The sequence below is a fragment of the Planococcus sp. A6 genome, assembly GCF_028823615.1.
Taxonomy (GTDB): Bacteria; Bacillota; Bacilli; order Bacillales_A; family Planococcaceae; genus Planococcus.
On record NZ_JAPEHT010000039.1, the window covers coordinates 1 to 15,831 of the forward strand.

Consider the following 15,831-nt stretch of genomic DNA (forward strand, 5'->3'; position numbering starts at 1 on the left):
CCTTTTCTTTATTCTTTATACAACACTGCACGAACAGGGCTGCCTTCTCCGCCGCGGATCTTCAAAGGCAATGCAGCCAGTTCGTAGACACCCGCTACGACATCATCTAGCACAATGCCTTCCAAGATGAAACGCTGATTGCGGTTCATTGCATGATGCATCGGCAGCTCCTTGCTCGTCTCAGGATCGACAGACGGTACATCGACACCGAGCAGCCGGATGCCCTTGTCTTTCATCCATTCGGCGATCGCCGGGTCGAATACCGGCCAAGCTTCAGGAAACGCGCTGCGGTCTTGCCACGCGGCCGTCTTTAACAGGACGGCATTGACACCTTGCGCAAGCTCATCCAGATCATCCAGCTGCACTTGTTCCAGACCTGACACGTCCATCACTTGGGCTGTCGTCAAATATACCTCAAGCGGCAATTCGTCAGTTTTCAAGCCATTTTCATCATAATGGAACGGCGCGTCAATATGCGTGCCAATATGCGTGCTTGACTTGAGTTCGCCGATATTCACCGAACCGCTTTGCTGTTTCGTGACCGATAATCGATAGGAAAACGGCGTATCCCCCGGCCATTCCGGAGTAGAACTGTCCAGCGCCATCGAAATGTCTATGATCGATTTTGCCATTTACGCCACCACATTTCGTTCGTTGCTGAATTCTTTATAAAGTTCGTGCTCGATAATATCCTGCAAGGCGAGCGCTACTTTCTCCACATCTTCAAAGCTCGTGTAGAAAGCGATCGGCGCAAGGCGGATTATATCTGGCGCACGGAAATCTGGGACGATTCCTGCTTTTTTCAAGGCTTTGCAGATACGCGCCGCTTCCGGGTGCGCGAGTGCGATATGGCCTCCGCGCTGCTCATCCGCTTTTGGCGTGACGTCTATTAAAGAAGGCACGAGAGCCGCAAGCCTTTCGCGCAGCATCGTCGTCAACTCCAGCGATTTGTTGCGGATCTCACCGATCCCTGCTTCTTCGAACAATTCCAGGCTGCCAATCAGCGGTGCCATGCTGAAAATATTCGGCGTGCCGACCTGATAAGCACCCGCGCCTTCAGCCTTCGTGAAACTATGGTCCATGTCGAATTGCTTCGCCTTGTCAGAACCGAACCAGCCGGCTATCCCTGGATTTAAACCGTGATGTCTCTCATGCAAATACAAGCCGCCTGTCCCGCCCGGCCCTGAATTCATGTATTTATAATGGCACCACACAGCGAAATCCACGCCGTCCGCATGCAAATTATGCGGCATGGCGCCTGCCGAGTGAGCCAAGTCGAATCCTGCGATGATGTTGTGCTTATGTGCAGCTTGTGTAATGTCACGGATCGGCAGCAATTGCCCGCTTCGGTAAAGGACCGACGGCAGCAACAAGACCGCAACATCGTCTTTCATTTCCGCTAAAATATCTTCCAGCTCGAGCGTATAGCCGTCGCGGCTTGGTACTTTGCGCATTGCGATTGCCGGATCTTGCCCGCGCAGGCGCAAATGGCTCTCTACTGCATAAATGTCAGACGGAAAATTCAGCTCGTCGACCAAAATGACAAAACGTTCATCTGTCGGCGCATAGACTGTTGACAGCATCTGATGGATATTCGACGTGATCGAGCCGGTGACCATCACTTCATGTGCTTCGGCCCCGAACAAAGGCGCCGCTTTCTCGCTCAGCGTCTCTGCCAGCGTAAACCACGGATGCTCGCCTTCTGTCCAGCCTTCGATGCCGAATTGTTTCCAGCTGTCCATAAGCGCAATCAGCTTTGCTTCAGCACGTTTTGACATCAGGCCAAGTGAATTCCCGTCCATGTAAATGGTTCCTGGTTCTACAAAAAACTGTTCTTTGAATTTAGCCAACGGATCTTGTTGGTCTTTCTGCATTGCCGTATCCAAATCTCATCTCTCCATTTCTATAGAGCATAAGCCAGCGCACCGAGAAGCGCCGTAATCAAGACGACTTTCCACGGAGCCAGTTTCAAATAGACTAACATTCCGAAGGCGGCAATCGCAATGGCGAAGTCAACCGGCCCCTGAATTGCAGAAGTGAAAACCGGATCATACAGCGCCGCAAGCAAAATGCCGACAACACCGGCATTGATGCCTTTTAAGGCTGCTTGAATGCCAGGTTTCGTGCGGATGACGCTCCAAAACGGCAAGGTCCCGATGACCAATAGGAATGACGGCAAGAACATCGCGATGACGGCGATCAATACGCCCTCAGCCCCATTCATCAATTGACCCAAATAAGCAGACAAAGTAAACAATGGCCCCGGAACAGCCTGTGCCGCACCGTATCCGGCGATGAAGGCGTCTGCCGTCATCCATTCAGGCACGACTTCACGCTCGAGCATCGGCAAGACAACATGGCCCCCGCCAAAGACGATCGCACCGACGCGATAGAAAATATCAAAAATCGCGAATGCGCTCGATTCGATGAATGGGCGCACAAGCGGCAAGCCGATCAACAATGCCCCGAAAATCCCCCACGCGGCGAGACCGGTCTTTTTGCCGAAGGTCAAGGCGAGCTTGACGGCCTCAGGCGCTTGTTCCCTCCGGTACAATAAAAACCCGATGACGCCCGTCAACAGAATGACGACGATTTGCGCCCAGGCAGTCGGCACCAGCAAAATGGCGATGGCCGCACCAAAGGCAATCATCAACCGCTGCACATCCGGTGTCAGTGATTTCCCCATGCCGAGCAAGGCATGCGCGACGACCGCCACTGCGACGATCTTCAAGCCTTGCAGCCAAGCAATGTCGACCGAACCGCTGCTGATCAGCATGGCGAAAATCATCAAGGCGACGACAGAAGGCAAAGTAAACCCGAGCCAGGATAAAAATCCGCCCATAATCCCTCCGCGCAGCATGCCGATCGAGATGCCGACTTGTGAACTTGCAGGGCCCGGCAAGAATTGGCACAATGCCACCAAGTCTGCATACGCTTTATCGTCTAACCATTTTCTTCTATGTACATATTCATCCCGGAAATAGCCGATATGGGCAGCCGGCCCGCCAAACGAGGTCAAGCCTAGCTTGGTCGAAGCTTTCAGGATTTCCATCCAGCGTTCTTTTCGATTCACTATCCATCTCCCTTTCTCTTTTGGATTCTTCTCTATCATAAAGGTTTGCTTATATGTTTCAATATTAAATCCATGTAAATATTTTTTACTGAATAATTAGTCTTTTTGGTGGTATACTTTTAAAAAGCTCTACCTGCCACAAAAGGGACCGGATCCCACCCATGAATATGCTATGCATTTGCTAGCGGGAATCGCCTTCATTTCTACCATCTTTCATTTTCAGGAGGTGCAAACTTTGCGTCCTTCCTTAACAGGACCGGCGCAAAGGAGTCATTTGGACATACCTTTACGAATTGCGGCGATCGCCGCTTTGATCGGTTCTGCCGCATTCTTTTCTGCATGCGAATACGCAATCGTCAATATCCGCACGGCGCGTCTTGATGAATCGATTGCCAATAATAAAAAACAAGCACAAGCCGCCGTGAAAATTGCGGGGCAGGCCGATACGTATCTATTCGCCTGCCAAGTGGGCATCGCTTTATCGGTACTTGGGCTCGGCTGGGTTGGCCACGCGCTCGTACAGGAAACGGTGCAGCCCATAGCCGAAAATCTCGGATTGCCAGCAGCAAGCGCTGGATGGATAAGCTTTTTGGCGGCATTTCTGGCGGTAGCTTTGCTATTGGTCATATTCGGAGAGCTGTTTCCGAAGACCTTTGCCATCCGCAATCCGGAACAGGTCATTCTCTTGCTTGCTAAACCGCTTACTTTTGCTTATGCCCTTTTGTTTCCATTCATTTTCCTATTCAGCGCCATTGCCCGCTTGATATCGGCTTTGTTTGGCATCCAAAAATTATCGCGCAGCGAAATGGGCCATACCGAAGAAGAATTGAAATTGCTGTTATCCGAAAGCTTGAAAAGCGGTGAAATCAATGTATCTGAATATGATTACGTCAACCGCATCTTCGAATTCGATGAGCGCATTGCCAAAGAAATTATGGTGCCGCGGATGGAAATGAGCACGATCGCCCATGATGTCAGTTTGCGCGAAGTATTTACATTGGACGGAATCGAGCAATTCACGCGTTATCCGATTACGGACGGCGGCAAAGACCATGTCCTTGGCGTCGTCAATATGAAGCATTTATTAAGCGCTTACGTGAAAAACCGCGACACCGGGAATTTGCCGGTATCTGCGTTTATCCAGCCGGTCATCCAAGTCATCGAAACGATGCCGGTCAATGAGTTACTATTGAAAATCCAGCGTGAACGCATCCATATGGCCATTTTGCGTGATGAATACGGTGGCACTTCCGGGCTTGTCACCATTGAAGATATACTCGAAGAAATCGTCGGCGATATCCAGGATGAGTTCGATGTAGACGAAGCGCCGGACGTCCAAAAGCTCGGCGAAGACCATTATATTTTCAATGCCAAATTATTGCTTGATACCGTGAACGCCATTCTTGGGATTCACATCGACGAGGAAGACATCGATACGATCGGAGGCTGGTTTATGGACATGCATTTCGATGCAGTCGAAGGCCAGAAAATCATCGAACAAGGCTATGAATTCCGCATTCAGGAAGTCGACGGCCATCATATCCTTTATTTAGAAGTTCAAAAAGCACCTGCTGAAGATCTTCCTGTATAATAGTATTTGCGATACGGCCCTCTTTGGAGGGTCGTTTCCGTTTTCCCCACAATCCAATCTGGAGATGAATTGCAATGGAATTATACGATAATCTTGCGCCTGGCTCAGCATCGGGACTTATCTGTTTTTAAGCTCCCTCAAACTCGGCGTCGGGTTTTGGGGCGGCTCTGAAGCGCTAAAGGCGGACGGATTGAACAATGTTACCGACATCGTCGCTTCCGTCGCTGTGCTGATCGGATTGAGGATTTCCCAAAAACCGCCGGACGACAACCATCACTACGGCCATTTGAAAGCAGAGACCATCGCTTCCCTATTGGCGTCGTTCATTATGGCTGTCATCGGCCTTCAAGTGCTGTTGAATTCAGTGAAGACGGTGTTCAATCCTTCTCTCGAACCGCCTTCCCCACTGACCGCTGTCGTCGCGTTTTTCTCGGCAGCCATCATGTATGGCGTTTACCGCTATAACTTGAAGTTGAGCCGCGAAATTAAAAGTTCAGCTGTCCGGGCCGCTGCCTACGATAATCGTTCGGACGCGCTTGTCAGCATCGGCGCCGGGATCGGCATCATCGGGGCCATCTTCGGGGCACCGCTGATCGATTCGATCACTGCCTTTCTCGTCGGGCTCATCATCATCAAAACGGCTTTGGATATTTTCCGCGAATCGGTGTTGACCTTGACCGACGCGTTTGATGAAGAAGCCGTCGAATCGCTTTCGGTTGTCATTCGACGCGTGCCGGGCGTACTGGATCTGCGCGATTTCAAAGGGCGCACACACGGAAATGTCATGTTCATCGACTTGACCGTCAGCGTCGCGCCTTATTTGAATGTGGTCGAAAGCCATTGGATCACCGAAGAAATTGAACGGAAAATCCAGAAAGTGAAACCAAATTGCGTCGTCCTCGTACATATAGAACCGGATTACTCGATAGAGGAGGACGAAGAGGATGGTTGATTTTTACGATCAGAAAAAAATCATTTTGATTACGTTCGGCATCATTCTGCTTATTTCCGCTTTATTTGTTCCAGCTGCCGTGTTCTACCCGGCAAAAGTCGTCACCATCACACCGGAGGCAGAAATCGTCGGCACATCGTTCTGGTCGCTTGTGCTTGGCGGTGCGGGCATGGTATTGCTAGCGGCCTCATTGTTCATAGCGGCGCTGATTGAACGCCCGTTGAAATCCTGGCTATTGTCTGGCGCTGTTGCCGTCATCGGGCTCGTGTCGATCGCTTTTTCTCTCGGTGATTATTACTATATGACCACTGACGGCTTCACGTACAACCCGCCTCTCTCCTTCACTTCCTCCAGCTATACATGGGAAGAGTTTGAAAGGGTCGAAGAACGGCTTCAAAAACAAGACGGGACCAATTCGATCGAGTCGGTCGCCTATTATTTCCGCGACGGCGACATGATCGAATTCTCCAGCGGCCGGATTTTTGAAATGCACAACGACTTAGCTCGCCGCGTCGAAGCGGCGGGTGGCGAATTCAAAACGCCTGATCTTCTGAGATCAGGCGTTTTTCCGTACTTTTATTCTATTCTTTCTCCTGGTAAAGACGCGAGGCGAATGCCATGTTCTACAAACAAGGCAGCGATGCCATGGCGGATCCGGCTTTCTAAGCGGTCTTTCGTTTCGACATTCAAGACGCGCGCTTCCACTTGGAAATCCATCGAGGAATTGCGGAAATCGATGAACTGGGCGTCAGGCTTTTCATCAGGCACACCGTCGATTTTTGTAATTTCTTGTTCCGCAGCTTGTACCAGTAATTTCGAAACCAACTCCGTATCACAGCCGTACTCGACACTGACGACCACACGCGCGAACAGCCTTGCGCCAGACCGGTTTTTGACGATCTGTTCAATAAAGTACTGGTTCGGTACGACGAGCGTCCCGTCTTTATTTGTTTCAACGATCGTCGAGCGCAATTTGATTTTCGTGATGCGCCCGATTTTCTTGTCGATTTCGACCATTTCCCCAACTTCCATCGGCCGTTCAAATAAAATAATGATGCCTGAGACAAAGTTCGCGGCGATATTTCGGACGCCGAAACCGATGCCAATCCCGAGCACACTGAAGACAATGCCGACTGCCCGCAGATCCAACCCAACGAGCGTAAAGCTGACTGCAATCGCCAGGAACATCACGGCATAGTAAATGAGCCGGTTGATCGTATAGCTCATGCCCAGTTCCACATCAAATTGGCCGTAGACATAAGGCATGACAAAACTATTGAACGCCTTGACGACACGGCTCGAAAACGTAATGATCATGATGGCGACGACAATCAGCAAAATGGAGACGTCGACCCCTTCCGTTTCGTAAAAAGGCGTCCTCAACCATTCTTCCTGTCCGAAATAAAACAGGAACAGCATAATGCTGCCGTAAAAGGCAATCCAATTCAGAACATCTTCAAGAATCGGATAAATCCGCTCTTGATAGCCATCATGCGTCACGATCCGTTTCAGCACGGCTTGGGCAATCCATTTTCCGATGAGTATCAACAATAAATAAACAAAGAACAAGAAAAACTCAGTGACCGATAAATTCCTCAGAACGCCGATGCCTTCAAATAATTGCAGATTTTGCATAAGTCCCTCCTTCACAGGCAGCACCATGAACCATCAGATGCTGGTGCTCATCATGCTTCCTGCTCCAGCAGGTAATCGCTGAGCAGAGCCGGCCGGCGATCCACCGTTTTTGCCAACGCATCCAATTTTCCTTGGATGTATCTGCGGTCCAGACGTTTAAAGGGCGAACCCTTCAAATGTTCAAGCACGTGCAGCTGTGTTTCCCAAATGGCCTCGTGATGCGCAGCATCCGATAATTGCGCAGCGTTTGTCAAAGATTCAAGGATAGCGGCCACAACCGACACATCTTCTTTTCCGTAATGGATCAGTTGATGGAACGTCAAGTAAAGAAAATGCGGGAATGTGAAGAACGGATAGCGCACGCGGCCTCTTTGCTCTTCGTCCCGGATGGTGATGGCTCCCGTCTCGAGATGGCTTAATTTACCGAGCAGCCGTCCGATCCGGATGATGATGCCATTCGCTGTATTCGGGTCGTTGATGCCTGGGGAAATCGCCCGCAGCGCCACTTCGACCATTTTTTGTATGGCGAAATCAAGATCTTGATCGGTCGTCCGTTCGGTACCGATGGTGATGAAACGATGCAGGTTAATCTCTTCCTGCTCACGCTGATAAACACGGAATAAAGCTGTCTCTTCATGGACATATGAACCGATGCCATGAAGAATTTCGACTTCCAGATTGTGCTCCACCGCATATTCCGTCAACTTGTCAAAATACAAGAACTGGATATACCCATCGTTTTCGGCAACAATCATTTTGGCAAAACCATCAGGATTCCATTCCGATTCGATTTCCATATCTTGCTGTTGTTTTTCACTATAGCTATCGATAATCCGTTCGGCATCTTGCTCAAGCTCTTCAATCAACTTCTCGACCTGCACATTCGTGGCGATATGGTGGATAAAATAAGCAAAAGTCGATAAACAGAAAAAGGCGATGACGATGCCGACAAAGGTCGAGATGACATCGTGGGTGTAAAGCGCGTCCCGCATGAACATCAGCGACAGCGTATTGTAAATGAACCCGCCTAAAAACACCCCTAACACACGCCATGTCAGGCGATCATGGACGAAGTTTTTTAATGTTCTCGGCGAAAACTGGGAAGAATACATCGTCAATACAACGAGAATCGTAGAAAATGTAAACGTCGTCATCGTCAACAGCGCACCTGCAAGCGCCCCCATGATTGTTTGGGCTAATTGCACATTCGTCAACAGGATGTCCGGGATAAATTCACGGTATTGCTGTATGACCAATAAATCCACATAAAAGAACGCAATGGACAATAATACGGCAAGGAAGCTATAGATAGCAGGGGTCACCCACAGTTTTTCCCGCCAATTGTAAAAGACTTTTTTCATGACTTCCCCCCTAAAAGAATGATGGCCTATTCCCCTGTTCCCCTATTCCATTTGGGGCAAACGCTGGTACTATATCACACTGCCCTTTTATTGAAGCAAGTGGAGACGATTAGGGGACAAACCCTTACGGCTGGATGCTATTGTCAAAATACTCTCAAAAAAATGTTGACCTCGACTTCATTTCCCATTATCATTAGCTTTACTAATGGAAAGAGGTGAGGCAGTATGGTGACAATTTCAGTTCGTGCAACCCGTAACTTAATGATGTTTGCTGTGATGTCTCCCTCTGTGTATCGCTGACGATACGTTTCTTTCCTATGCGCGGAGACCATGGCAGGCATCATTGCAGCCATGGTTTTTTATTATGCGTTTTTATAGGAGGAAATTACATTGTCAATTATCGAACAATACGGATGGAATGAATCATTCGCACAAGCATTGCCTGAACACAAAATACCAGGCCGCGTCATTCTCGAACATAAAAGCGGCTACCGCGTCATGACCGATTTCGGTGAATGGCCGGCTACTTTATCCGGAAATTACCGCCATAGCCACAGCCGCGATGAATTCCCGAGTGTCGGAGATTGGGTGGCGCTGGAGCAAATGCCTGGAGAAGACAAAGGCATCATCCACCAGCTCCTGCCGAGAACATCGCACTTCACCCGAAAAGCGGCCGGGGAAACGTCCGAGATGCAGACCATTGCCGTCAACCTCGATTACGTCTTCCTGGTCATGTCGCTCAATCACGATTTTAATGTCCGGCGCCTTGAACGTTATATGGTCGCCGCTTGGGATTCAGGCGCCATGCCAGTCGTCGTGTTGACGAAAAGCGATCAATGCGAAGACCCTGCAGTTTACTTGAAAGAAGTCGCCGCTACTGCATTTGGCATCGATGTGTTTGCCGTGTCGGCCTTGACCGGGGCTGGCATGGAGGCCTTTGGTCGCTATTTAACGGACGGAAAAACAGGCGCTCTGCTCGGTTCTTCAGGGGTCGGCAAATCATCGCTCATCAACGCCTTAACCCAGAGCGATAAAATGGCGGTGCAGGACATTCGCGAAGACGACAGCAAAGGGCGGCACACGACGACCCACCGCGAACTCGTGCTGCTGCCGGGCGGCGGTTTATTGATCGACACGCCGGGCATGCGTGAATTCCAGCTGGCCGATTCTGCCGACGGACTTGAGTCTAGCTTCCAGGACATCACAAGCTTCGCTGCCGAATGCCGTTTCCGCGATTGCAGCCACCAACAAGAACCCGGCTGCCGCATCCAATCCGCACTCGCTTCTGGCGAATTGCCGGAAGACCGCTACACAAGCTATTTGAAATTGCTGCGTGAGCTCGACTATATCGAACGAAAAAGTGATGCTGCCAAACAACAGGCAGAACGCGCAGTATGGAAACAGCGCACGAAAGAATACCGCAGCCGCCCTGTTAAGAAAAGATAATAACCTGCCGGATTTTCATCCGGCAGGCTTTTTTAATGTTTTCAATTGGCGTATTCCGTCAACCCGTGCTTGACGGCGTAAAGCGCCGCTTGCGTCCGGTCCTGGACTTCAAGCTTGATGAAGATATTGGAAATATGTGTTTTCACCGTCTTCTCCGTCACGAATAAAGCGGACGCCACTTCGCGGTTACTTTTGCCCTTGGTCAATTCCGCGAGTACTTCTGCTTCCCGAGGTGTCAAAGGATGCAACACATGCGGCGGCGGGTCTTCCGGCGCTTTCGCCAATTCCGACGAAGCTTTCGGATGCAGCGTGTTCTCCCCGCGCATCAAGCTGCGCAGCGATTCCACCAATTCATCCGGTTCGATGTCTTTCAGCTGATAGCCTGCAGCCCCTGCTTCGATCGCCGGCAGGATGTGATCGCGGTCGGAAAAGCTCGTGAGCATCAACACGATGATATCCGGATGAGACTCTTTGATTTTCCGGGTCGCCTGGATGCCGTCCATTTCCGGCATGACGAGATCCATCAAGACGATATCCGGCTGCAGCTCGCCTGCCATTTCGACAGCTTCAACACCGTTCGCAGCCTCCCCGACCACTTCAATGTCCTTTTGGGTTTTCAGGAAAAACAGCAGCCCTCTTCTTACTACGTGATGATCATCCGCAATCAATACTCTCATCGTGACACTCCTTTAATACGGAATCCGTACAAGGATTTCCGTTCCTTTGCTTATTTCGCTCGACCAATCGGCCGTGCCGCCTTCTGCCTGCGCCCGGTCGCGAATGCTCTGTATGCCGATCGATGGGATCGCGCCGTGTGCTGGGGAAAACCCGAGTCCCTCGTCCTTGATAACCAAGAGGACATCTGTCGGCGTAATCGTTACATAGATTTGGGCGGAGCTTGTGCCTGCATGTTTACGAACATTATTCAGCGCTTCCTGGGCAATGCGGAATAAAGTCTCTTCCGTTCGTGACGGCAATTGGATCACGCCGGTCACTTTCGTTTCCATCGACAGCCCGAGCATTTCTCCGTACGCTTTGATCGCGTCGATCAAACCGCTTTCCAGCCCTTTCGGCCGCAATTGCCAAATCAGCGCCCTCATTTCATTGAGCGCTTCCTGGCTGAGATGCTGGATGTCGCGGAATGTGCTTTTTTGCGCTTCGTCTTCCGCCATTTCAATGCCGCCCCTCGCCGTCAACGTGACCGAGAACAACAGCTGATTGACGGAATCGTGCAAATCCCGCGCGAGCCTGTTGCGCTCTTTGACGAGTGCCAATTCCTGTTCCTGCTTGGTCAGGACGATGCGTTTGATGGCGGAGCCGATCTGGAAAGCTACCGATTCCAGTAAGGCCAGTTCGTCTTTTGAAAAGCGCACCGTATCGGCCGCAGCGATATTGAGCAAGCCGAATTTTTCTTTGCCGGATTGCAATGGTACAGTCGCGTGATGCGAAATATTGCCGATTTTGCCATGTGCCGCCTTGGCGTTTTCGATGCGCTGGCAAGCGATGATATTCGACGCCTTTTCCAAATCGCCGTCGTGGTAGCGCTTGACGCACCAGCAGCCGCCTTTCGTCAAATGGCGGCAATCCCGCTCCTCGAGCGCATCCGGCAAATTGGCCTGCGCCACAAGCCTGTGCTTGCCTTTTTCATCGATGAAAAAGATCCAGGCCGTTTCAAAATTGGAGTTTTGCAGCAGTTTGTCGATCGCCCCGCCGAGCATGCGCTCCATATTCGTTTCTTCGTTCAACAACTCTGCGATCTCTTTCAGTAAAATGACATCCGAATGCTGTTCAGGCACCATGGGGCTGATCCCTCCTAGTTGCTATTGTAACGATAAGAACCGGCGTTTGCCTCATTCTTTCGAATGAAAAAGCTCCCTCTATGGGGAGCTTTTTTCACCGATTCGCAACGATGTCGAGAAATGATTCTTTCAATAGTTCAAGCTTTTCGTCACTTTCCTGCTGGGTTGTGGCTTTGACGCCGAAATAGTATTTCACTTTCGGCTCGGTGCCGCTTGGGCGCACGCAGACCCACGAACCATCCGACAAGAAGTATTTCAAAACATTTGATTGTGGCAAGACGATCGCTTCGCTCGTCCCCATATCGACAAGCGTCCGTGTCCGGCTGTCGTAGTCTTCGATTTTTTCGACCGCGATGCCGGCAATGGATTGCGGCGGCGCTGTGCGCATGCCATCGAGCAGCTGCGTGATTTCACGTGCCCCTTCGATGCCTTTTTTCGTCACCGAAACAAGCAATTCCCGGTAGAAGCCGTGGCGTTCATATAATTCATTCAATACGCCGTACAGATTTTTGCCTTGCTTCTTATAGAAGGCAGCCGCTTCGACCAGTAGCAATGTCGCTTGAACGGCATCTTTATCACGTGCAAAATCGCGGATCAAATAGCCGTAGCTTTCTTCGTAGCCGAACAAGAAGGTGAATTCATGCTGGACGTCGTTTTCACGCAATTTTTCGCCGATGAATTTAAAGCCTGTCAACACATCTTCGCTCTCTACCCCATAGCTTCTAGCGACCGCTTCCCCGAATCCGGAAGTGACGATGGTCTTGAAAATGCGTCCGTCTTCCGGCAGTTCGCCTTTGGCTTTTTTCTGGCTCAATAAATATTCCAGCAAGATGCCGCCAGTTTGGTTGCCGGTCAACAATTCGTATTGCGTACCCGTCCAAACTGCCGCGCCGACACGGTCGCCGTCCGGGTCGATGGCAATCAATAGATCTGCGGTCTGCTCTTCACCGTATTTTCGGGCGAGGTCAAACGCCGATGATTCTTCCGGGTTCGGGGATTCCACCGTCGGAAACTCACCGTCCGGCGCCATTTGTTCTTCGACATAATTCACGCCGCTATAGCCGGCTTCGTCAAACACCCGGCGGACGGTCGCGCCTGATGCCCCGTGGAGCGGCGTAAAGACGACGCTAATCGGCTCGACGCTTGTTTCCTGCACCGTCAATACCTGGTCGATATAAGCGCGGTCAAGCTGTTCACCGAGAATTTCCAATAAGGAGGAATCATACTCATCATTTTCGATTGCGAGTTCATCTTCCACTCGGCTAACAAATCCGATGACCTGGTCCGCCGCTTCAAGATCCAATTGCGCGCCGTCTTCGCCGTATACTTTATAGCCATTGTATTCAGGCGGGTTGTGGCTTGCTGTGATGACGATGCCCATGAAGGCATTCAGTTCGCGCACCGTGAACGATAATTGCGGCGTTGTACGCGTAGATTCGTACACATAAGCACGGATGCCCGCAGCTGCAAATGTACGTGCCGCTTCTTCGGCAAATTCCGGAGACATGCGGCGGCTGTCGAACGCAATCGCCACGCCGCGCTTCATCGCCTGTTCCCCGAAGCTTTCAATATAATCGGCAATTCCTTTTGACGCTTTTCTGACGGTATAGACGTTCATGCGGTTCGTGCCTGGGCCGATTTCACCGCGCATCCCACCTGTTCCGAATACCAAGTCCTGATAAAACGCATCTTCTGCCAGCTGCTCGTCTTCCGATAATAATTGCAGCTGCTGTTTCGTATTCGTATCTAGCCCCTCGTGTCCGAGCCATTTTTGCATTCGCTGTTTCCATGTCATGGTTCATCCCTCCAATTACTTATCAGTTTACCAAATTTCCCACAAAAAAGCCGCCCCGATTCGGAGCGGCTGGAGTTAATCTTGTTTATATTCAACACGGTAGACGTCATGGCGGCGGTCCTTCAATTGCTTGACGGTGCCGTCTTGGCGCTGGCGTCTGAGGATTTCAAGGTCGACATCCCCGATCAATACCATTTCCAGGTTCGGATTGGTTTCGCCGACTATTCCGTCACGTGCGAATTCGAAGTCGCTTGGTGCGAAGATGCCGGATTGGGCATACTGGATATCCATGTTTTCTGTTTGCGGCAAGTTTCCGACCGTTCCGGAAATGACCGTGTAGATCTGGTTCTCGACCGCACGGGCTTGTGCACAATAACGCACGCGCAAATAGCCTTGGCGGTCTTCCGTACAAAACGGCGAGAAGATGATGTTGGCGCCCATATCGGTCGCGATGCGGGCCAGTTCCGGGAACTCGATGTCGTAACAGATTTGGATGGCGATTTTGCCGCAATCCGTATCGAAGACGCGCACAGAGTCGCCTGCTGAAATGCCCCACCATTTACGTTCGTTCGGCGTGATGTGGATCTTGTACTGTTTATCGATCGAACCATCGCGACGGAACAAATATGCGATGTTGTAAATCTCATCATTTTCTTCCTTGACGAAATGCGACCCGCCGATGATGTTGACGTTATAGCGAACAGCGAGGTCCGTGAATAGCTCAATGTATTGCGGCGTGAATTCCGTCAATTTGCGGACGGCTTGGCTCGGCGATGGTTCATTCAAGAACGACATCAATTGCGTCGTGAAAATTTCCGGGAACACGACGAAATCCGAATGCGCATCAGAAGCCACGTCGACAAAATACTCGACCTGGTTTGCCAAATCGTCGAATGAATTAATGGCACGCATCAAGTATTGGACGACGCAGATGCGCACAGGCAAACTCGTCTTGAAATGGCGCTTGGAGATCGGCTTGTAGTCGACATTGTTCCATTCCATCAGCGTTGCGTATTTACCCGATGCTTTATCATCCTGTAAATAGCCCGGGTTGATCCGCATGAGCTGGAAACCGTTCATCAATTGGAACGTTAGCACCGGATCATAGATTTTATGGCGTGACACCGAATCGACGTATTCACGCGGCGACATTTCGTCTGCGTGTTTATGGTAGTTCGGGATGCGTCCGCCGATGATGATCGATTTCAGATTCAATTCACGCGCCAGTTCTTTGCGCGCTTCGTACAAACGCTGCCCGACTTGCATGCGGCGGTATTCGGGATGCACCATGACTTCGATGCCGTACATATTGTAACCGTCCTGGTTATGGTTCGTTATATAGCCGCCGTCTGTGACATCGTCCCACGTATGGCGGTCATCGTATTCGTCGAAATTGATCAATAGGCTCGAGCAAGAGCCGATTACTTTGCCGTCAAGTTCCGCGACGATCTGCCCTTGTGCAAAAACGCCTAAATGGCTTCTAAGCTGCTCTTCTTTCCAAGGTTCCATACCCGGAAAGCAAAGCTGCTGCATTTCCAGAATGGCAGGTATATCAGCATAGCTCATCTCACGGATGATCATGCTTTTTTCAAAATGGGATAAATCGAATTGTTCTGCCACGTTACCGCGCTCCTTCACAAAAGTTTCAAAGTTAATTATAGCCCATCCGCTCAGTTGTTGATATTATTTTACTTGTATGGTGTTAAGAATTATACTTCAAAAGGAAAGCTTTCCGGAAAAGAGGGTCAAAAGATGACGAAGCGTCAAGAAAACAGTTTGCTGTTCATGTGGGCGGTGTCCCTGGTTGCGACACTTGGCTCGCTGTATTTTTCCCAGGTACGCGGGTATGCCCCGTGTGAGCTGTGCTGGGTGCAGCGCATCTTCATGTATCCCCTCGTCTTTGTGCTCGGCGTTGCCTATGTGCAGAAAAATTCGCGCATCGCCATGACTACGCTCGTGCTATCCGTAATTGGCGGCTCGGTTTCGCTGTATCATTACGGCATCCAAAAACTCCGGTTCTTGTCGGATTCCGCACCATCATGCGGGCAAGTCCCATGCACAGGGGAATATATCAATTACCTCGGATTCATCACCATCCCGTTTCTTGCACTCATCGCATTCGCTTTGATTGCCGGAACGAGTGTTTATCTGTGGAAATCATTGAAGGAGGAACAATAAG

At 50.5% G+C, this 15,831-nt stretch carries 14 protein-coding genes; 4 read left to right on the forward strand and 10 right to left on the reverse strand.

What is annotated here, in order from left to right:
* Positions 1-8 precede the first annotated feature (8 nt).
* Genes kynB through chrA form a run of 3 tightly spaced genes read right to left on the reverse strand, consistent with a single transcriptional unit; the run spans position 9 to position 3,112 of the window.
* Positions 9-632, reverse strand: coding sequence for an arylformamidase (kynB, locus tag ON064_RS07710; protein WP_274624310.1), 624 nt, complete (start codon positions 630-632; stop codon positions 9-11).
* Positions 633-1,886: a kynureninase gene (gene kynU, locus ON064_RS07715; protein WP_407951599.1), complete on the reverse strand. Its 1,254-nt coding sequence runs from the start codon at positions 1,884-1,886 to the stop codon at positions 633-635.
* Positions 1,887-1,903: 17 nt separating this feature from the next.
* Positions 1,904-3,112, reverse strand: coding sequence for a chromate efflux transporter (chrA, locus tag ON064_RS07720; protein WP_407951600.1), 1,209 nt, complete (start codon positions 3,110-3,112; stop codon positions 1,904-1,906).
* A 235-nt stretch (positions 3,113-3,347) separates the two neighbouring features.
* On the opposite strand from chrA, the gene ON064_RS07725 reads away from it, so the two are divergent.
* Together ON064_RS07725 and ON064_RS07730 are read left to right on the forward strand one after the other, a co-directional pair.
* Positions 3,348-4,664, forward strand: a complete 1,317-nt coding sequence (locus tag ON064_RS07725; RefSeq protein WP_274624312.1) for a hemolysin family protein — start codon at positions 3,348-3,350, stop codon at positions 4,662-4,664.
* A gap of 109 nt (positions 4,665-4,773) precedes the next feature.
* Positions 4,774-5,616: a cation diffusion facilitator family transporter gene (locus tag ON064_RS07730; protein WP_342455321.1), complete on the forward strand. Its 843-nt coding sequence runs from the start codon at positions 4,774-4,776 to the stop codon at positions 5,614-5,616.
* A gap of 84 nt (positions 5,617-5,700) precedes the next feature.
* Here the strand turns inward: ON064_RS07730 and ON064_RS07735 are convergent, their stop codons facing one another.
* The 3 genes from ON064_RS07735 to ON064_RS07745 form a co-directional block, all read right to left on the reverse strand.
* Positions 5,701-5,874: a hypothetical protein gene (locus ON064_RS07735; RefSeq protein WP_274624313.1), complete on the reverse strand. Its 174-nt coding sequence runs from the start codon at positions 5,872-5,874 to the stop codon at positions 5,701-5,703.
* Between the two features lie 318 nt (positions 5,875-6,192).
* Positions 6,193-7,251: a mechanosensitive ion channel family protein gene (locus ON064_RS07740; RefSeq protein WP_274624314.1), complete on the reverse strand. Its 1,059-nt coding sequence runs from the start codon at positions 7,249-7,251 to the stop codon at positions 6,193-6,195.
* Between the two features lie 50 nt (positions 7,252-7,301).
* Positions 7,302-8,612, reverse strand: coding sequence for a DUF2254 domain-containing protein (locus ON064_RS07745; protein ID WP_274624315.1), 1,311 nt, complete (start codon positions 8,610-8,612; stop codon positions 7,302-7,304).
* Between the two features lie 390 nt (positions 8,613-9,002).
* On the opposite strand from ON064_RS07745, the gene rsgA reads away from it, so the two are divergent.
* Positions 9,003-10,058, forward strand: coding sequence for a ribosome small subunit-dependent GTPase A (gene rsgA, locus ON064_RS07750; protein WP_274624316.1), 1,056 nt, complete (start codon positions 9,003-9,005; stop codon positions 10,056-10,058).
* A 41-nt stretch (positions 10,059-10,099) separates the two neighbouring features.
* Here the strand turns inward: rsgA and ON064_RS07755 are convergent, their stop codons facing one another.
* The 4 genes from ON064_RS07755 to ON064_RS07770 all read right to left on the reverse strand — a co-directional run bounded on the left by ON064_RS07755 (position 10,100) and on the right by ON064_RS07770 (position 15,272).
* Positions 10,100-10,735, reverse strand: a complete 636-nt coding sequence (locus ON064_RS07755) for a response regulator transcription factor (RefSeq protein ID WP_121301386.1) — start codon at positions 10,733-10,735, stop codon at positions 10,100-10,102.
* A 12-nt stretch (positions 10,736-10,747) separates the two neighbouring features.
* Complete coding sequence (locus ON064_RS07760; RefSeq protein WP_274624317.1) at positions 10,748-11,857, reverse strand: GAF domain-containing sensor histidine kinase; 1,110 nt, start codon at positions 11,855-11,857, stop codon at positions 10,748-10,750.
* 94 nt (positions 11,858-11,951) lie between these two features.
* Entirely contained in the window at positions 11,952-13,652 is a 1,701-nt protein-coding gene (locus tag ON064_RS07765; RefSeq protein ID WP_274624318.1) for a phospho-sugar mutase, read from the reverse strand.
* Between the two features lie 75 nt (positions 13,653-13,727).
* Entirely contained in the window at positions 13,728-15,272 is a 1,545-nt protein-coding gene (locus tag ON064_RS07770; protein WP_121301389.1) for a carbon-nitrogen hydrolase family protein, read from the reverse strand.
* 132 nt (positions 15,273-15,404) lie between these two features.
* Between ON064_RS07770 and ON064_RS07775 the strand changes: the two genes are divergently transcribed.
* Entirely contained in the window at positions 15,405-15,830 is a 426-nt protein-coding gene (locus tag ON064_RS07775) for a disulfide oxidoreductase (protein ID WP_274624319.1), read from the forward strand.
* Position 15,831: the final 1 nt, after the last annotated feature.